Source organism: Streptococcus agalactiae (assembly GCF_949788565.1).
Lineage (GTDB): Bacteria > Bacillota > Bacilli > Lactobacillales > Streptococcaceae > Streptococcus > Streptococcus agalactiae.
In genome coordinates this window covers 1,032,641-1,050,361 of record NZ_OX460931.1, presented here as the reverse complement: position 1 = coordinate 1,050,361, position 17,721 = coordinate 1,032,641, and the positions used below count along the sequence as shown (strand labels likewise).

The 17,721-nt window shown below is 35.0% G+C and carries 18 protein-coding genes and 1 riboswitch; of the genes, 11 read left to right on the top strand and 7 right to left on the bottom strand.

What is annotated here, in order from left to right; genetic code table 11:
- Nucleotides 1-164 precede the first annotated feature (164 nt).
- Entirely contained in the window at nucleotides 165-737 is a 573-nt protein-coding gene (locus QOR44_RS05475; RefSeq protein WP_000149082.1) for a CYTH domain-containing protein, read from the bottom strand.
- A 109-nt stretch (nucleotides 738-846) separates the two neighbouring features.
- Here QOR44_RS05475 and yjbM point away from each other — a divergent pair, with 109 nt between their 5' ends.
- From yjbM to QOR44_RS05445, 6 genes are all read left to right on the top strand, one after another.
- Nucleotides 847-1,518 carry a GTP diphosphokinase gene (yjbM, locus tag QOR44_RS05470; RefSeq protein ID WP_000061345.1) on the top strand — a complete coding sequence of 224 codons (672 nt, stop codon included), beginning with the start codon at nucleotides 847-849 and terminating at the stop codon, nucleotides 1,516-1,518.
- Nucleotides 1,493-2,329, top strand: coding sequence for an NAD kinase (locus tag QOR44_RS05465; protein WP_000192908.1), 837 nt, complete (start codon nucleotides 1,493-1,495; stop codon nucleotides 2,327-2,329). Before yjbM ends, QOR44_RS05465 begins: the two co-directional genes overlap by 26 nt.
- The gene (locus QOR44_RS05460; protein WP_000667470.1) at nucleotides 2,326-3,210 is read left to right on the top strand and encodes an RluA family pseudouridine synthase; all 885 of its coding nucleotides are present in this window, start codon (nucleotides 2,326-2,328) and stop codon (nucleotides 3,208-3,210) included. Before QOR44_RS05465 ends, QOR44_RS05460 begins: the two co-directional genes overlap by 4 nt.
- A 25-nt stretch (nucleotides 3,211-3,235) precedes the next feature.
- The gene (pta, locus tag QOR44_RS05455) at nucleotides 3,236-4,228 is read left to right on the top strand and encodes a phosphate acetyltransferase (RefSeq protein WP_001257096.1); all 993 of its coding nucleotides are present in this window, start codon (nucleotides 3,236-3,238) and stop codon (nucleotides 4,226-4,228) included.
- A gap of 61 nt (nucleotides 4,229-4,289) precedes the next feature.
- The gene (locus QOR44_RS05450) at nucleotides 4,290-5,051 is read left to right on the top strand and encodes an SDR family NAD(P)-dependent oxidoreductase (protein ID WP_000625602.1); all 762 of its coding nucleotides are present in this window, start codon (nucleotides 4,290-4,292) and stop codon (nucleotides 5,049-5,051) included.
- A 134-nt stretch (nucleotides 5,052-5,185) separates the two neighbouring features.
- On the top strand, nucleotides 5,186-7,186 hold the full coding sequence (locus QOR44_RS05445; RefSeq protein ID WP_001164948.1) for a KUP/HAK/KT family potassium transporter: 2,001 nt from the start codon (nucleotides 5,186-5,188) through the stop codon (nucleotides 7,184-7,186).
- A 71-nt stretch (nucleotides 7,187-7,257) separates the two neighbouring features.
- Here QOR44_RS05445 and QOR44_RS05440 read toward each other — a convergent pair whose 3' ends face one another.
- Nucleotides 7,258-7,929: a hypothetical protein gene (locus QOR44_RS05440; protein WP_000853097.1), complete on the bottom strand. Its 672-nt coding sequence runs from the start codon at nucleotides 7,927-7,929 to the stop codon at nucleotides 7,258-7,260.
- Nucleotides 7,930-8,220: 291 nt separating this feature from the next.
- On the opposite strand from QOR44_RS05440, the gene QOR44_RS05435 reads away from it, so the two are divergent.
- The 4 genes from QOR44_RS05435 (at nucleotide 8,221) to QOR44_RS05420 (ending at nucleotide 12,857) form a co-directional block, all read left to right on the top strand.
- Nucleotides 8,221-9,561 (top strand): MFS transporter, encoded by a 1,341-nt coding sequence (locus QOR44_RS05435; RefSeq protein WP_000162145.1) that lies wholly within the window; start codon nucleotides 8,221-8,223, stop codon nucleotides 9,559-9,561.
- Nucleotides 9,562-9,763: 202 nt separating this feature from the next.
- Nucleotides 9,764-10,747, top strand: coding sequence for a GMP reductase (gene guaC, locus QOR44_RS05430; RefSeq protein WP_000481329.1), 984 nt, complete (start codon nucleotides 9,764-9,766; stop codon nucleotides 10,745-10,747).
- A gap of 55 nt (nucleotides 10,748-10,802) precedes the next feature.
- A riboswitch (purine riboswitch) is annotated at nucleotides 10,803-10,898 on the top strand.
- A 103-nt stretch (nucleotides 10,899-11,001) separates the two neighbouring features.
- Nucleotides 11,002-11,583, top strand: coding sequence for a xanthine phosphoribosyltransferase (locus tag QOR44_RS05425; RefSeq protein WP_000770389.1), 582 nt, complete (start codon nucleotides 11,002-11,004; stop codon nucleotides 11,581-11,583).
- Nucleotides 11,583-12,857 carry a nucleobase:cation symporter-2 family protein gene (locus tag QOR44_RS05420; protein WP_000671148.1) on the top strand — a complete coding sequence of 425 codons (1,275 nt, stop codon included), beginning with the start codon at nucleotides 11,583-11,585 and terminating at the stop codon, nucleotides 12,855-12,857. The genes QOR44_RS05425 and QOR44_RS05420 overlap by 1 nt, the downstream gene beginning before the upstream one ends.
- 98 nt (nucleotides 12,858-12,955) lie before the next feature.
- Here QOR44_RS05420 and QOR44_RS05415 read toward each other — a convergent pair whose 3' ends face one another.
- The 5 genes from QOR44_RS05415 to QOR44_RS05395 all read right to left on the bottom strand — a co-directional run bounded on the left by QOR44_RS05415 (nucleotide 12,956) and on the right by QOR44_RS05395 (nucleotide 16,991).
- Complete coding sequence (locus QOR44_RS05415) at nucleotides 12,956-13,744, bottom strand: formate/nitrite transporter family protein (protein ID WP_000051853.1); 789 nt, start codon at nucleotides 13,742-13,744, stop codon at nucleotides 12,956-12,958.
- Nucleotides 13,745-13,842: 98 nt separating this feature from the next.
- Nucleotides 13,843-15,078, bottom strand: a complete 1,236-nt coding sequence (locus QOR44_RS05410; RefSeq protein ID WP_000673640.1) for an NAD(P)H-dependent oxidoreductase — start codon at nucleotides 15,076-15,078, stop codon at nucleotides 13,843-13,845.
- Nucleotides 15,079-15,101: 23 nt separating this feature from the next.
- The gene (locus QOR44_RS05405) at nucleotides 15,102-15,704 is read right to left on the bottom strand and encodes an NADPH-dependent FMN reductase (protein WP_000766628.1); all 603 of its coding nucleotides are present in this window, start codon (nucleotides 15,702-15,704) and stop codon (nucleotides 15,102-15,104) included.
- Nucleotides 15,705-15,721: 17 nt separating this feature from the next.
- Entirely contained in the window at nucleotides 15,722-16,660 is a 939-nt protein-coding gene (locus QOR44_RS05400) for an FAD:protein FMN transferase (RefSeq protein WP_001883325.1), read from the bottom strand.
- Between the two features lie 148 nt (nucleotides 16,661-16,808).
- Entirely contained in the window at nucleotides 16,809-16,991 is a 183-nt protein-coding gene (locus tag QOR44_RS05395) for a 4-oxalocrotonate tautomerase (RefSeq protein ID WP_001117229.1), read from the bottom strand.
- A 137-nt stretch (nucleotides 16,992-17,128) separates the two neighbouring features.
- On the opposite strand from QOR44_RS05395, the gene QOR44_RS05390 reads away from it, so the two are divergent.
- The gene (locus QOR44_RS05390; protein WP_000068109.1) at nucleotides 17,129-17,698 is read left to right on the top strand and encodes a thymidine kinase; all 570 of its coding nucleotides are present in this window, start codon (nucleotides 17,129-17,131) and stop codon (nucleotides 17,696-17,698) included.
- Nucleotides 17,699-17,721 lie beyond the last annotated feature (23 nt).

Sequence of the window (17,721 nt, the reverse complement as noted above, 5' to 3'; positions counted from 1 at the left end):
CTCCTTTAGATTGATACTAATAGTTTACCAAAAAAATAGAAAAAATTCACGATAAGAAACATGAAAATGCTTGCAATAACAATGTTGAGGAGAGATAGTATGAGATTTTAAGTTCTTGCTTAATGAGAATTATAAAAGAGATTGGAAAATCCAATCTCTCAACGTTAGTTATTTTTTAAAGTAGCAGAGAATCTAGCCACCTTACTTTTGGCGTATTTAAAATTAATATTATTTTCTTTTAAAAACTGGTCGAAATCTCTTTTCCCTTGTTTAGGTTGTTTGACTTCTAACTCAAGTTCATAATCTTTAATATCAGCATATATATTGCTGTCTAGAGCCATTAAGCCGATTGAAGTTTCCATCTCTCGTCTTGTTGTTGTAAGTTGTCCAAAGACAGCTAATTTGGTTGGATCAACTCCCTTTTCAAGGATTAAAGAAGCAATCTCAGTATCTTCAGGGAACTGGCCATTTTTAACGATATATTTAGCTTCTTCTAAAGTAAGGTCATGATTGTGCTCTAAATTTCCCACTTCTCTAGGGATTTTTAGTGTTAGTTCGGCACGGTTAGGTAACGTTCTAATACGAAGTGACATTCGGTGTGCTTTCATTTCAAATGTTTCTGTGTCAAAATAGTAATTGGTTTGAGTAACAGGTTGAACATGAGAAAATAAGCTAGTTAGACGATTAAATTCGTCTTTATTCAATAGAGTTTTGTATTCAATTTCTAGGTGTGTCATCTTATCACTTCCTTTTTCTAAATATGGTATAATATTAATTGTTGTGTTAATTTTATAGAAAAAAAGTTTATTTTACAAGAGAGTACATTAAATATTTTGGAGGATTAGAATGTCAATGGATTGGGAAACATTTCTAGACCCTTATATTCAAACGGTTGGTGAATTAAAAATAAAGCTTCGTGGTATTCGTAAACAATTTAGAAAGCAAAATCGTCACTCTCCAATAGAATTTGTTACTGGACGCGTAAAGTCGGTTGAAAGTATTCAAGAAAAGATGGTTTTACGTGGTATTTCAGAAGAAAATCTTGCTCAGGACTTGCAAGATATTGCAGGGCTTCGTATCATGGTACAATTTGTAGATGACGTTGATGAAGTCCTTGCTTTATTGAGAAAACGTCATGACATGACAGTGGTTCAGGAGCGAGATTATATTACCCATATGAAATCTAGTGGATACCGTTCATATCATGTCGTTGTAGAGTATCCTGTAGACACAATAGATGGACAAAAGAAAGTTTTAGCAGAAATACAAATTAGAACTCTGGCTATGAATTTTTGGGCAACCATCGAACATTCATTAAATTACAAATATCAGGGGGACTTCCCTGAAGAAATTAAACAAAGACTGGAGAAAACAGCAAAAATCGCTTTAGAATTGGATAAAGAAATGCGTAAGATTCGCGAAGATATTCGTGAAGCACAGCTTTTATTTGATCCTTTAAATCGAAAATTGAGCGATGGTGTAGGAAATAGTGATGACACAGATGAATTTTACAGATAGAGCAACACGTGTTGCTATAATTGCTAACGGAAAATATCAAAGCAAGCGTGTAGCCTCAAAGCTCTTTGCTGCTTTTAAACATGATCCTGATTTTTATTTATCAAAAAAGGATCCTGATATTGTCATTTCTATTGGTGGAGATGGTATGCTTTTGTCAGCCTTCCATATGTACGAAAAACAACTGGATAAAGTAAGGTTTGTCGGTGTTCATACAGGACATTTAGGGTTTTATACAGACTATCGAGATTTTGAAGTTGACACATTAATTAATAATTTGAAAAATGATAAAGGTGAACAAATCTCCTATCCCATTTTGAAAGTAACTATTACCCTTGAAGATGGTCGAATTATTCGTGCGCGTGCTTTAAATGAGTCTACTATTAAGCGTATTGAAAAAACAATGGTAGCGGATGTTGTTATTAATCAAGTGGTATTTGAAAGGTTTAGGGGAGATGGCATTTTAGTTTCTACACCAACCGGTAGTACTGCTTACAATAAATCACTAGGGGGGGCAGTACTCCACCCAACGATAGAAGCCTTGCAACTAACAGAAATTTCTAGTCTTAATAATCGCGTCTATCGTACCTTGGGGTCATCGGTTATCATCCCCAAAAAAGATGCTATAGAGATAGTTCCTAAACGAGTTGGTGTCTATACAATTTCTATAGATAACAAAACAGTCCATTACAAAAATGTTACCAAAATAGAATATAGTATTGACGAAAAAAGTATTAACTTTGTTTCAACTCCAAGTCACACTAGCTTTTGGGAACGTGTTAACGATGCTTTTATCGGAGAACCTGAACATTGAAATTTGAATACATAGCAGAAGAAAGGTGCAAAGTTAAAACACTTTTGAAAAGTCATGATGTTTCAAGGGGGTTATTAGCAAAGATTAAGTACAGAGGTGGTAAGATTTTTGTTAATGGTGAAGAGCAGAACGCTATTTTCTTATTAGAGATTGGCGATGTTGTTACAATAGATATTCCTGACGAGCCTTCTCACGAAACTTTGGAACCAGTGCCTCACGATTTAGATATTGTTTATGAGGATGATCATTTTTTGATTTTAAATAAACCTTTTGGTTTCGCTAGTATTCCTAGCTCTATTCATTCAAATACAATTGCTAATTTTATAAAACACTATTATGTGTCTAATAACTATGCCAATCAGCAGGTCCATATTGTGACCCGGTTGGATCGAGATACAAGTGGATTAATGTTATTCGCCAAGCATGGTTATGCCCATGCTCGTCTAGATAAACAACTTCATGCTAAAGCAATTGAAAAAAGGTATTATGCATTAGTATCAGGGAGTGGTGATTTAGTAGATAGTGGTGATATTATAGCTCCTATTGCACGAGATGTTGATAGTATTATTACGAGGCGCGTCCATGAATCAGGCAAATATGCACATACTAGTTATCAAGTAGTTGCTCGTTATGGTGATGTTAGATTAGTGGATATCAAATTACATACAGGGCGTACTCATCAAATTAGAGTTCACTTTGCTCATATCGGCTTTCCTCTTTTGGGAGATGATTTGTACGGAGGACGTATGGATCTAGGAATAAACAGGCAAGCATTGCATTGTCATTCTTTGTCTTTTTACGACCCTTTTATGGGAAAAATAAATAAACAGACGCTAGACTTGACAGATGACTTTGACAGCGTTATCATGGAATTACATTAATTTAGAAATAGAAGGTTTTATATATATGCGTTCCTTATTTGGTGGTTTAAGAGAAAAAGTTGCAAGTGATTATGTTAAGATTGTTTTCCCTGAGGGAAGCGATGAACGTGTATTACGTGCAGCAGCTCGTTTGAAATTTGAAGGTCTTGTTGATCCTGTTATTTTAGGTAAGGCTGACGAAGTTCACGATTCTTTGGCAAGACTTGGTTTTGTTGATCAAGATTATAGCGTTATTGACCCTGAACAATACGAAAAATTTGAAGAGATGAAGGAAGCTTTTGTTGAGATTCGTAAAGGCAAAGCTACTATGGAAGATGCAGATCGTCTTTTGAAGGATGTTAACTATTTTGGGGTTATGTTAGTAAAACTTGGTTTGGCAGATGGTATGGTATCAGGGGCCATTCATTCAACAGCTGATACTGTACGTCCTGCTCTTCAAATTATTAAAACAAAACCAGGAATTTCACGCACTTCAGGTGTATTCTTGATGAACCGTGAAAATACACAGGAACGTTATATTTTTGCTGACTGTGCTATTAACATTGATCCTAATGCACAAGAGCTAGCAGAAATTGCAGTAAATACTGCGGATACAGCTAAAATATTTGATATTGATCCCAAGATTGCTATGCTTAGTTTTTCAACAAAAGGAAGTGCAAAAGCGCCTCAAGCTGAAAAAGTTCAAGAAGCAGCTAAAATTGCCAAAGATTTATCTCCCGAATTAGCTGTTGATGGAGAATTACAATTTGATGCAGCTTTTGTTCCGGAAACTGCAGAAATTAAAGCTCCTAATAGTGATGTTGCTGGAAAAGCAAATGTTTTTATTTTCCCAGACCTTCAATCAGGAAATATTGGCTATAAAATTGCACAACGTTTGGGTATGTTTGAAGCAATCGGACCGATCTTACAAGGATTGAATGCTCCAGTAAATGATTTATCACGTGGATCAAGTGCTGAAGATATTTATAAACTTGCTATCATTACAGCTGCTCAAGCTATTGATGAGAAATCAAAATAAGTTATAAGACGAGAAGGATTTTTCCTGGCTCGTTTTTCTATATACTAGAGGAGGAGTATTTATGATATCACGTAAAGTTGCGCTTGTGACGGGGGCATCTGCTGGTTTTGGTGCTGCTATTGTTACTAAATTAGTTTCAGATGGTTATAGCGTTATTGGTTGTGCTCGTCGAATGGATAAATTAAAATGCCTTGGAGAAAAGTTTTCAGAGGGTTACTTTTATCCACTTCAAATGGATATTACAAGTAGAGAATCGGTTGACAAAGCTTTAGAAAGTCTGCCTAAAAATTTGCAATCAATTGATTTGTTGGTTAATAATGCAGGTTTAGCCCTTGGATTGGATAAATCATATGAAGCTGATTTTGGAGATTGGATGACTATGATTAATACTAACATTGTAGGATTAATTTACTTGACACGATGCATTTTACCTAAAATGGTAGAAGTTAATAGAGGGTTAATTATCAATTTGGGATCAACTGCAGGAACAATTCCTTATCCAGGAGCTAATGTCTATGGCGCATCAAAAGCTTTTGTAAAACAATTTTCTCTCAACTTGCGTGCCGATTTAGCTGGAACTAAAATCAGAGTTACTAACCTAGAACCCGGTTTATGTGAAGGGACAGAATTTTCAACTGTACGTTTCAAAGGAGATCATAAAAGAGTTGAAAAACTTTATGAAGGTGCGCATGCAATTCAAGCAGAGGATATTGCTAATACCGTGTCATGGGTTGCTAGCCAACCAGAACACATTAATATTAACCGCATAGAAATAATGCCAGTCAGTCAAACTTATGGGCCTCAACCTGTTTATCGTGATTAAAATAGTAAAGACCAGGAAACGCTTTAATAATTTCTGGTCTTTTTATAGATAAGTGTTGTTTTTTTAACTTAATCTGCTATAATGAGTTCAGCCATTTTTTTGACTAATATTATTTAATCGGAGGGTTGGCAGAAATGCAACATGTCAATCATTCTTCTTTTGATAAAGCATCAAAAGCAGGATTTATTATTGCTTTAGGCATTGTTTATGGAGATATTGGTACAAGCCCACTCTATACGATGCAATCATTGGTTGAAAACCAAGGTGGTATTTCTAGTGTCACAGAATCGTTTATCTTAGGTTCTATATCTTTAATCATATGGACCTTGACACTTATTACAACTATCAAGTATGTGCTTGTAGCTTTAAAGGCGGATAATCACCACGAAGGTGGTATTTTTTCTTTATATACCCTTGTTCGAAAAATGACACCTTGGTTAATTGTGCCGGCTGTTATTGGAGGTGCAACCTTGTTGTCAGATGGAGCTTTGACGCCAGCTGTAACCGTAACTTCAGCCGTTGAGGGATTAAAAGTAGTTCCTAGTTTGCAGCATATTTTCCAGAATCAGAGTAACGTTATTTTTGCGACCTTGTTTATTTTACTGTTACTTTTTGCCATCCAAAGGTTTGGAACGGGTGTTATTGGGAAATTATTTGGGCCAATTATGTTTATATGGTTTGCCTTTTTAGGTATTAGCGGTCTCCTTAATAGTTTTGCCCATCCAGAAGTTTTCAAAGCAATTAATCCATACTACGGTTTGAAATTGTTATTTAGTCCAGAGAATCATAAAGGTATTTTTATTTTAGGATCTATTTTCCTGGCGACAACGGGGGCAGAAGCACTATACTCTGACTTAGGTCATGTTGGGCGTGGAAATATACATGTTTCATGGCCGTTCGTTAAGGTTGCCATTATACTTTCTTATTGTGGGCAAGGGGCATGGATTTTAGCTAATAAGAACGCAGGAAATGAATTGAATCCCTTTTTTGCTAGTATCCCTTCGCAATTTACAATGCATGTCGTTATTTTAGCTACTTTGGCAGCTATCATCGCTTCACAGGCACTGATTTCTGGATCATTTACCTTAGTTTCTGAAGCTATGCGACTAAAAATATTCCCACAATTTCGTTCAACTTATCCTGGTGACAATATTGGTCAAACCTACATACCTGTTATTAATTGGTTCTTATTTGCCATTACAACCTCTATTGTTTTGCTTTTTAAGACTTCAGCGCACATGGAAGCGGCATATGGATTAGCGATAACAATTACGATGCTAATGACAACTATTTTACTGTCTTTCTTTTTAATTCAAAAAGGAGTAAAAAGAGGTTTAGTCTTATTGATGATGATTTTCTTTGGTATTTTAGAGGGAATCTTCTTCCTTGCTTCAGCTGTTAAATTTATGCATGGAGGCTATGTTGTTGTTATTATAGCAGTAGCAATTATATTCATCATGACTATCTGGTATAAAGGTAGTAAAATTGTTTCGCGTTATGTTAAGTTGTTGGATTTAAAAGATTACATCGGACAATTAGATAAACTTAGACATGATCATCGTTATCCGATTTATCATACTAACGTTGTTTATTTGACAAATCGTATGGAAGGAGACATGATTGATAAGTCTATCATGTATTCTATCCTTGATAAGCGCCCTAAAAAAGCACAAGTTTATTGGTTTGTAAATATTAAGGTCACTGATGAACCTTATACAGCTGAGTATAAAGTTGACATGATGGGAACCGACTTCATTGTGAAGGTAGAACTTTACCTTGGCTTTAAGATGCGTCAGACTGTGTCACGCTATCTTCGTACGATTGTAGAAGAATTACTTGAAAGTGGACGTCTGCCTAAACAAGGAAAGACATACAGCGTTAGACCTGATAGTAAAGTAGGAGATTTTAGGTTTATTGTCCTTGATGAACGTTTCTCAAGTAGTCAAAACCTAAAACCTGGTGAACGATTTGTTATGCTAATGAAATCATCTATAAAGCATTGGACAGCAACACCAATACGATGGTTTGGTCTACAATTTTCCGAAGTTACAACAGAAGTAGTTCCTTTGATTTTTACAGCTAATCGAGGTCTACCAATTAAAGAAAAAATTGAACTTACAACAACTGGAGATTGATTAATAAAAGGCGCTGGAATTAAACCAGTGCCTTATAGTTATTAGTTTTCTTTTTTAGAGTGACGAGTGGATTATAGTTCAAAATCATCGTTAGAGATAGAAGCACCAGACGTGACATCAGACCATCCAACGATAGCTTGACCGGATTCTTTTAAATACCCCTCTAATAGTGGTTTAATATTATGGACATGTTCAATATAACCAACTAGTTGCCCACTATCATTTTCTAAGCGTTTATAAGATTGTACTAGAATATAATCTTGTGATGCGCTAGGTAAGAGTAAATGTAGCTCTTTCGCTTCTTTCTCTATTAGGCTGTTTTGAACCCATTTGTCTATAGGATATTCTTCTTCAGGATAAATATCAAAAGGATCTTCAGGTTTATGGTTCGAATAAATTGTTTGACCGTCCTTATTATGCAATCTAAAACGATATGGGAGATGGTTAAATAAGTCAAAATTTAGCATATAGTGAAACTCGGTCATTGTTTTGGAGAGTTCCGAGAACGTTTTAATATCGTTAGCCTCTATTTTTGAGTTAGTCTGACTAATCGCTAAGTAGTTGGAGTCAATTACCAGATGAGGTATGCTAGTTTCTATATCATGGAATGCAAAGCTACCGTCAAAATCTGCATGATTGAGAGTTGAAATATCTGTAATGATTTGTATAGAAAATAAATAATTAAAGTAAGTCTTTAACGTAATAAAGAAATTATTTTCAGATTCATTTGAGGCAAAAGCCACTATTTTCTTGGGTATTAGCATATGAACATGATAACGGTATTAAGAGTAAATTGCAATTGTTATGTTCTCTGAAGTGGTGATTGATGGGTAGAGAATAGATAAGAAAGTGAAGACATTAATATTCAAAAAACTCTTTGTTTTTCTTAGCTTTATTTGATATAATAAGAGCTGTTGATTGTCCTTTGACAACTAATATAAACAATTTAATTTTAATTCGAATGAATTAAATGGAGCACCTTGATTTAGCGGGGTGCTCTATTTTATGATAATAATCAAAGCAAGGAGATTTTAATGACTAAAAAGGGATGGCGTATTATGCCTGCCATAATTACAACGGCTATATTAGGTTTTTCAGGGATTCTTATTGAAACATCTATGAATGTCACTTTTCCGCTTTTGATGAAAGAATTTGGGGTTAACCCCGCTGTTATTCAATGGGTGACAACAGGAAATTTGTTAGCTGTTGCTGTGACTGTGCCTTTGTCAGCATTTATGATTAAAAATTTATCAGAGAGACAAATTTTTACATTGGCAAATGTGCTTTTTTTATCTGGTGTTTTAATTGATAGCTTTGCCCCTAATTTAGCTATATTGTTAGTAGGGAGAGTCTTGCAAGGTGTTGGGACAGGATTAGCCCTCCCTTTATTGTTTCATATCATTCTTACACAAATCCCGATGGAGCGTAGAGGACTAATGATGGGAGTAGCTGCTATGGTCACACTTTTAGCACCGGCAGTTGGACCTACTTATGGTGGTGTTATTTCAGGAATGTTAGGATGGAAGATGATTTTTATGCTTCTGGCACCAATACTTATCATATCTACCTTTATAGGTTTGGCTTCTATTCCCAAACGTCAAGTAAGAATTAATGATAAACTCAATTTTCCTGCCTTTGTCAGTTTAGGTATTGGCTTGGCAACCCTTCTTTTAGCTATTGAAAAGATGTCTATTTTTTACTTATTAGTAGCTATTGTTAGTTTTGTTATTTTTTACTATTTAAATAAACAGCTAGAATTTTTGAATTTGAATGTTTTTAAAGATAAAGATTTCTCAATCTTATTGTATGGCGTACTGGCTTTTCAAATGATTCCTCTAGCACTTTCGTTCTTATTACCTAACCTTTTGCAACTTGTTTTACATCAAACTTCAACCAAAGCTGGTTTGTTTATGTTTCCAGGTGCAATAGCAGTAGTTTTTTTATCCCCTTTTGCAGGTTATCTCCTGGATAAAATTGGTGCATTTAAGCCAATTATGATAGGTATCTCCTTTTCTTTGATAGGTTTAATTGGTACAGCTATATTCATTCCTGCGAAGTCTGTTGTAGTACTTTTAGCCTTTGATATCCTTACTAAAATTGGTATGGGGATTGGAGCAAGTAATATGGTTACGACAGCTTTAACAAAACTAAAGCCAACACAGTCAGCGGATGGTAATAGTATCTTGAATACACTTCAACAATTTGCGGGAGCTTTTGCAACCGCAGTAGCCTCACAAATTTTTACCATCGGACAAGTAGCTATTCCGAAAAATGGAGCTATAATTGGTAGTCAATTTGCAGTTCTATTCGTTATCGTTGTTGTTATCTTAGCTATTGTAGGATTAACTTATCTTCGAAAAAGAAAAGCAATATAATAAATGTAAAATCCTATAGAGTACTGCTCTATAGAATTTTAATTTCTTTTGAAAAAAACGAACATTATTCAAATAAACTGAGCAAAAATTGACTAAAAATAAATAAAGTCTATAATTTAAAAAGGAAAGGTATGTTTTTACCTAGCGATGCTTTGTTATACAAAGTTATAGGAAGGTCATTTTACTCATTAGGAGAACCATTATGTTTAACGATATTCCTGTTTTTGATTATGAAGATATTCAATTAATACCAAACAAGTGTATTATATCTAGCCGCTCACAAGCTGACACAAGTGTCAAACTTGGAAACTATACCTTTAAACTTCCAGTAATCCCTGCTAATATGCAGACTATTATTGATGAAGAGGTAGCTGAAACATTAGCGTGTGAAGGTTATTTTTATATTATGCACCGTTTTAATGAAGAAGAAAGAAAACCTTTTATCAAGCGTATGCATGATAAAGGTTTAATTGCATCGATTTCGGTTGGGGTCAAAGACTATGAATATGATTTTGTGACAAGTCTGAAAGAAGATGCTCCTGAGTTTATCACTATTGATATTGCACATGGCCATTCTAACAGTGTTATAGAGATGATCCAACACATTAAACAAGAGCTTCCAGGAACTTTCGTTATTGCTGGAAATGTAGGAACGCCTGAAGCTGTTAGAGAATTGGAAAATGCAGGTGCAGATGCAACTAAAGTTGGTATTGGACCTGGTAAAGTTTGTATTACTAAAGTCAAGACAGGTTTTGGTACTGGAGGTTGGCAATTAGCTGCCTTACGTTGGTGTTCTAAAGCTGCTCGCAAGCCAATTATTGCTGATGGTGGTATTCGAACACATGGGGATATTGCAAAATCTATCCGCTTTGGTGCTAGTATGGTAATGATTGGTTCGCTGTTTGCTGGTCACCTTGAAAGTCCTGGAAAACTTGTGGAAGTAGAAGGACAGAAATTTAAAGAATACTATGGCTCAGCTTCTGAATATCAAAAGGGAGAACATAAAAATGTTGAAGGTAAGAAAATTCTATTACCTGTTAAAGGGCGACTAGAGGATACTTTGACAGAAATGCAACAAGATTTGCAAAGTTCTATTTCTTACGCAGGAGGAAAAGAATTAGATAGCTTGAGACACGTTGATTACGTTATTGTTAAAAATTCTATTTGGAATGGTGATTCCATTTAAATTAAATCTTGAAATCTTAATTAAAAATGTTACAATAGTTATCTATCATACATAACAATTAAATATATGATTTACTTATTTATGCTGAGGATTGGCTTAGCGTCTCTACAAGACACCGTAATGTCTAACAATAAGTAAGCTAATAAATAGCTTGCCTGTTGGTTCATGTTAATGAAGCGATAAATTAGAGGAGATTTGTGTCCTCTGATTGAGGTAAGTTATTTTTTTATTTTCTAAAGAGTGAAGGGGTTATTATGAAGTTATTGGAAGAACGTATTCTTAAAGATGGTGATGTTTTAGGTGAGAACATTTTAAAGGTTGATTCTTTTTTGACTCATCAGGTAGATTTTGAGTTAATGCAGGAAATAGGTAAAGTTTTTGCTGATAAATATAAAGAAGCCGGCATTACGAAGGTTGTTACAATTGAAGCATCTGGAATTGCGCCAGCAGTGTACGCAGCTCAAGCATTGGGCGTACCAATGATATTTGCTAAAAAAGCTAAGAACATTACTATGACTGAAGGTATCTTAACTGCTGAAGTGTATTCTTTTACAAAGCAAGTTACGAGTCAAGTTTCTATTGTGAGTCGCTTTTTATCTAACGATGATACTGTACTCATCATTGATGACTTTTTAGCAAACGGTCAAGCGGCTAAAGGATTACTTGAAATTATTGGTCAAGCTGGAGCTAAGGTTGCTGGTATCGGAATCGTTATTGAAAAATCTTTCCAAGATGGGCGTGATTTGTTAGAAAAAACAGGTGTTCCAGTTACTTCTCTTGCCCGTATTAAAGCGTTTGAAAATGGTCGAGTTGTTTTTGCGGAGGCTGATGCTTAATGAAATTTAATGAGCAAAGTAATTCGCAAGCAGCACTTCTAGGCTTGCAACACCTGTTAGCTATGTATGCAGGATCCATTCTTGTACCTATCATGATTGCTAGTGCTCTTGGTTATAATGCTAAGCAACTAACTTATCTTATTGCGACAGATATTTTTATGTGTGGGATTGCCACCTTATTACAATTACGATTAAGTAAGCACTTTGGAGTGGGTCTTCCAGTTGTATTAGGGTGTGCCTTTCAGTCTGTAGCTCCTTTATCAATTATTGGTGCACAACAAGGTTCTGGCTATATGTTTGGAGCTTTAATTGCTTCAGGAATATATGTCGTTTTAGTTGCTGGCATTTTTTCTAAAGTTGCAAATTTCTTTCCTCCAATTGTAACAGGATCAGTTATTACTACAATTGGTTTGACATTAATACCAGTTGCGATGGGAAATATGGGTGATAATGCAAAAGAACCAAGCTTACAATCTTTAACTTTATCACTGGTAACGATTGGTGTTGTTTTATTAATTAATATTTTCGCAAAAGGCTTTTTGAAGTCAATTTCAATCCTTATTGGACTCATTTCAGGTACAATTCTTGCAGCATTTATGGGCTTAGTTGATGCTTCTGTGGTAGCAGAAGCACCACTTGTACATATTCCGAAGCCATTTTATTTTGGAGCTCCTAGATTTGAATTTACTTCTATTTTAATGATGTGTATTATTGCAACAGTTTCTATGGTAGAATCAACAGGTGTTTACCTTGCGCTTTCAGATATTACAAACGATAAATTAGACAGTAAGAGACTTCGTAATGGTTACCGTTCAGAAGGATTGGCAGTATTACTTGGCGGCTTATTTAATACCTTTCCATATACCGGTTTTTCTCAAAATGTGGGATTGGTACAGATATCTGGGATACGTACGCGTAAGCCGATATATTTTACAGCTCTCTTCTTAGTTATACTTGGCTTGTTACCTAAATTTGGCGCAATGGCTCAAATGATTCCAAGTCCAGTTCTTGGTGGTGCTATGTTAGTTTTATTTGGTATGGTAGCACTTCAAGGGATGAAAATGCTTAATCAGGTTGATTTTGAGCATAATGAGCATAACTTTATCATTGCAGCCGTATCAATTGCAGCAGGCGTAGGTTTTAATGGGACAAATCTCTTCATTAGTCTTCCTAATACTTTACAAATGTTTTTGACAAATGGTATTGTTATCTCAACCCTGACAGCTGTTGTTTTAAATATCATTTTGAATGGATTGCCTAAAAAATTAATATGATACTTTCCTTTATTTATCAAAAAAGTTAATTTTTAGTTATTGATTTCAAGATGATAATAGAAAAGAAAAACTGAGTAATTTATTACTCAGTTTTTCTTTTATTCATGGTGAGAAGTTTTTGTTTTATTTAACCAAGTATAGGCTAGGCCGATGAAAACGCCCCCTCCTATCCAGTTACCAAAGAATACAAGTGTCCATTGGCGGATAACGTTTAGAAGAGTAAAACCTTTAATATGTTCGATATGGCTAAAAGCAGCTAACATAAAGGATGCAAAATTAGCAATTAAGTGTTCGTTTGATAGAAAAACAAACATAAAAATAGCAGATAAAATAACCGTCATTTTTGCCGATTCTTCTTTTAATAACATGTAAGCAAGGATAGCTAAATTCACAAACATATTAGCAATAATACCTTCTAGGAAAGCTCCTGAACTAGGTTTTCCTAACTTTTTAGCAACGACATGCCCTAAAAAGCTATCATTTGTTAAATGCTGGAATGAGTACGATTGATTAAACAACCAAGCTAATATGCAAGCACCAACGAGGTTGAAAAAAGTACAATAAATTAAAATTGTCATGGCTTTTTTCCAAGAGATATTTTTATTATAGGCTCCTGCAGTGAGATAAAGCATATTAGATGTCGCCAATTCACCATTAAATATTAAAACATAAATAAGTCCAAAACTAAAGATGAAAGCAAATACAAAACCTGATAGAGCAGGAGAAATTTTACCAATAGTATCAGCTGCGACGATACCGGCAGCAGTACTCATTGTCAAATAAGCCCCTGCTAGCATTGATCTCAAGGCGTAGCGTCCTAAACTCTCTTTATAAAGCGCTTCCTTTTTAGCGCAATTGTAAGCAATTTTTTCTTGAAAAAGTGACATAGTATATTCCTTTTATGTGATTTTATTAACTTGATTAAATATTAAAAAGGAGGATCTTGATATCTTTTTAAGATATCAGATCCTCAAAAGCGAGGAGATTAATGTTCAGAGGCACCAGAAGTGGCATCTGTGGCTTGATCAACGGGAGCATCCCCTGTGCTAGTTGAAGCGCTAGAAGTAGCGTCAACTGCTGAAGCTCCAGGAGCAGCAGTAGTTCCACCGACCAAACGTTGTCCAGTAGTTTGGAGGTACCAATCTAACCACGGTTTAAAGTTAAAGATAATTTCATTAATACCAGCATAAGATCCGTCTGGGTAGTACATAGCTTGATAGTTGTGAGTATTGATAACTTCTGGAGGTGTACCAGGAACGACTGTACGTACATATTCTTGATTTCCATTACGAAGAGTACCGATAACCCATTCAACATTTTTCATTCGTGCCGGTGGTAAACTACCATGAACTGTAGCCATACGGTTTCCTACTTGTTCACGAACACGTTTTCCTAACATTGTATCTGGATCTGGATGATTATTATTGTAATATAGAAATTGATTATTATCATCTGCATATGTTAGCTCAAATGGCATAGCATTTAAAAACATATTAAGTTGGTTAACAGTAAGTAAACCATTGTCTAGTTTAACGTAAGCATCCCCTTCAACGGCGTTAACTTTCTCAGCTGCCTTGTCTAACCAATCAGGATCATCTGGGTCGATACCAGTAATGGTTGTATCAATTTGTCCCTGACAGTAGAGGTCTTCAGATTCAATAGCTTTAGGTTTTCTCAATGATGATACAACTCCTACATATTTGATAAAATTATCAAGACAAGTTTCTAAAAATTGAACAGTCCCAGGATTGATAATGTTTCCATTATCGTCAAAGGCTTCTTTAGCTTTTCCTAATAAGAATTCATTTCCTGGAAGTGTGTAAGCATTAACGCCAGGAGCATCAAGGATTTTACGAAGGTGTATTTGAGCACGTGATGTGCCTTGATCATAATATGAAGCTCCGACAATCATAACAGGTTTATTTTCGAGTGGATGCACAGCAAATGAGAGCCACTCAAGCACACTTTTAAGAGCGGCCGTAATAGTATGATTATGTTCAGGAGTGGCAATAATAACGCCATCAGCTCGTGTGATCTTATTATTAAGAAGACGAAGTTGGAAACTTTCTTCCCAATTTTGGTCTTGATTAAACATTGGAATATCATCAATTTCAAGGACTTCCAATTCAAATTTGGTTTTAAAATTCTTGCGAATAAATTCAAGCAACATACGATTATATGATTGCTCTGCATTTGAGCCAACAATACCTACAAATTTCATCTTAGTTATTCCCTTCTATACTCTTATAAACTTTCCCAGTCAAAATTTTCTGCTTCTTTTTGAAGTAAATCACGAGCATTTGATAATTTACCAGTAATCTTAACAAAAAGACGAAAATCATCAAAGATAGCATCTAGCTTCTGACTTGTTTCGATATCGTGTAGGTTGCCATCTTTATCAAAGGCTTGGAGAGAGTGTGATAACAAGAATTCGTCAGGTAAAACACTTGCTTTTAGTTCAGGAGCGTTAAGTATTTGACGTAATTGTAATTGTGCACGTGATGATCCAAGTGTTCCATATGAAGCACCAGTAATCATAACGGGTTTGTTGAGAAGTGGGTAAATACCATATGATAGCCAAGCTAAAACACTCATTAAGGCCGAAGGTATAGAATGATCATATTCTGGCGTACCAATAATAACACCATCAGCTTCTTCAATTTTAGCAGCAATATCCAAAATTACTTGGGGAACATTTTTATCAGCAGGTTTATTAAATAACGGAAGGTCTTTAACTTCGATGAGTTCAATTTCTGCTTTGTCAGCAAAGTGTTGTTGCATGTATTGTAATAATTGACGATTTGTTGATTTATTTGAGTTAGTTCCAACGATGCCAATAAGTTTCATATTAGAAATCCTCTTTCTTAATGATAAAATAGTTGAAAATGATGTTTTAAGCCATCAGATAAATAGATACGATCATCTTTAGTGATGATAATGCCTTCAATGTAGGAAACAGCGTTTAAAATATCAAGAGCCTCTTTAATGGATAAGCCAAACAACCTTGTGGTCCAGATTTCACAGTCGACGGATTGTTTAGAAACAATAGAAATGCTAGCCATCTCTGTTTGTATCGGATAACCAGTCTGTCGATCAAAAATATGATGGTATTCCTTATCGTCAATAATCAGACGGCGTTCATAAGTACCTGAGGTTACAACAGATTGGTTTTTAATTTTGACAGCTCCAATATTTTGTCCCCGTTTCTTTTTCGGATGTTGAATGCCGATAACCCAATACCCTTCTGAACGATTAGGATTATCCCCGTGAACTAAAACGTTTCCGCCTAAGTTAATGATAGCAGAATCAATCATCTCATTTTTGAGATAGGTCATAATTTTGTCAGCGATATATCCTTTTGCAAGTGCACCCAAATCAATTTTCATTCCTATCTGATTTAAAAAAACAGATTGATTTTTTGAATCTAGAAGTATATGAGTTGGGTTAGATAAAATCATAGCTTCTGATATTTCACTAGGGCTAGGTAGTTTAGCATCTGAAAATCCAATTCTCCAAGTTTGCACTAAAGGACCAATAGCAATATTTAGGTTACTAGGCCTAGCTAAGCTGTGTTCTTTCCCAATTGTGATTAATTCAAAGAGGTCTGGATGTACTTGAATAGGCTTGATACCAGCGTTGTTATTTATAGCCATTAACTCTGAATTAAAGTCATTTGCACTAAAGCGATTTTTGTAGAGCTCCAAGAGTTCTATGACCTCTTGTATTTGTTTTTGAGCATTTTTAGAATTAATTTGAATATCGATAGTCGTTCCCATGAGTCTTAAACTATGAGAAAGTTGCAAATTTTCCACCCCCAAAGCAATATATTCTAATGATACCGTTTTCTAACTTGAAAATCAACACTTATTTTCAAATATTTTCAATTTGTCAAGAAATATGCTTACAAAGACTATCAAAAGAGGTTACCTGGGTAACCTCTTTTACTATTTCTTATTTTTTCTTAAGTTCACCTTGAGGATAGTAGGTTCCTTCAGGCATATCGTTGATAAAAACATGGATATTTTCTTTAGGTGCTTTTGCAATGCGTGATACTACTTCAGTAACCTCGCGAGCTAATTCATTTTTTTGTTCTTGTGAGCGTCCCTCAAACAAGTCAATTTTTACAAATGGCATAATGTTACTCCTTTATGTTATTGGGCATCATTGTAACATAATGTTGTGAAAAAGTACACACTGTTTTCAATGGCTGGGAAAACTTCAGCCTTTGTGGTAAAATAGGTAGAATACTATAGAAAGTAGGATTTTCCGCTTTGGCTCAACTCTATTATAAATATGGGACAATGAATTCTGGTAAAACCATTGAAATTTTAAAAGTTGCTCATAACTATGAAGAACAAGGAAAACCTGTGGTTATTATGACAAGCGCCTTGGACACTCGAGATGAATTTGGAGTCGTTTCAAGTCGTATTGGAATGCGTCGTGAAGCAGTTCCAATTTCAGATGATATGGACATTTTCTCCTATATTCAGAATTTACCACAAAAGCCTTATTGTGTTTTAATTGATGAATGTCAATTTTTGAGTAAGAAAAACGTCTACGATTTAGCTAGAGTAGTAGATGACTTAGATGTACCAGTCATGGCTTTTGGTTTGAAAAATGATTTCCAAAACAATCTTTTTGAAGGTTCAAAACATTTGCTATTATTGGCCGATAAGATTGATGAAATCAAGACAATTTGCCAATACTGTAGTAAGAAAGCAACCATGGTTTTAAGGACAGAAAACGGAAAACCTGTCTATGAAGGTGATCAGATACAAATTGGTGGTAATGAAACATATATCCCAGTTTGTCGAAAACATTATTTTAATCCAGATATTTAAAAGATAATCGGTTTTAAAGGAGA

Coding starts and splice junctions, on each gene's coding strand:
- QOR44_RS05475 (WP_000149082.1), bottom strand. CDS start 737: ATGACACACCTAGAAATTGAATACAAAACTCTATTGAATAAAGACGAA.
- yjbM (WP_000061345.1), top strand. CDS start 847: ATGTCAATGGATTGGGAAACATTTCTAGACCCTTATATTCAAACGGTT.
- QOR44_RS05465 (WP_000192908.1), top strand. CDS start 1,493: ATGACACAGATGAATTTTACAGATAGAGCAACACGTGTTGCTATAATT.
- pta (WP_001257096.1), top strand. CDS start 3,236: ATGCGTTCCTTATTTGGTGGTTTAAGAGAAAAAGTTGCAAGTGATTAT.
- QOR44_RS05450 (WP_000625602.1), top strand. CDS start 4,290: ATGATATCACGTAAAGTTGCGCTTGTGACGGGGGCATCTGCTGGTTTT.
- QOR44_RS05445 (WP_001164948.1), top strand. CDS start 5,186: ATGCAACATGTCAATCATTCTTCTTTTGATAAAGCATCAAAAGCAGGA.
- QOR44_RS05435 (WP_000162145.1), top strand. CDS start 8,221: ATGACTAAAAAGGGATGGCGTATTATGCCTGCCATAATTACAACGGCT.
- guaC (WP_000481329.1), top strand. CDS start 9,764: ATGTTTAACGATATTCCTGTTTTTGATTATGAAGATATTCAATTAATA.
- QOR44_RS05425 (WP_000770389.1), top strand. CDS start 11,002: ATGAAGTTATTGGAAGAACGTATTCTTAAAGATGGTGATGTTTTAGGT.
- QOR44_RS05420 (WP_000671148.1), top strand. CDS start 11,583: ATGAAATTTAATGAGCAAAGTAATTCGCAAGCAGCACTTCTAGGCTTG.
- QOR44_RS05415 (WP_000051853.1), bottom strand. CDS start 13,744: ATGTCACTTTTTCAAGAAAAAATTGCTTACAATTGCGCTAAAAAGGAA.
- QOR44_RS05410 (WP_000673640.1), bottom strand. CDS start 15,078: ATGAAATTTGTAGGTATTGTTGGCTCAAATGCAGAGCAATCATATAAT.
- QOR44_RS05405 (WP_000766628.1), bottom strand. CDS start 15,704: ATGAAACTTATTGGCATCGTTGGAACTAACTCAAATAAATCAACAAAT.
- QOR44_RS05395 (WP_001117229.1), bottom strand. CDS start 16,991: ATGCCATTTGTAAAAATTGACTTGTTTGAGGGACGCTCACAAGAACAA.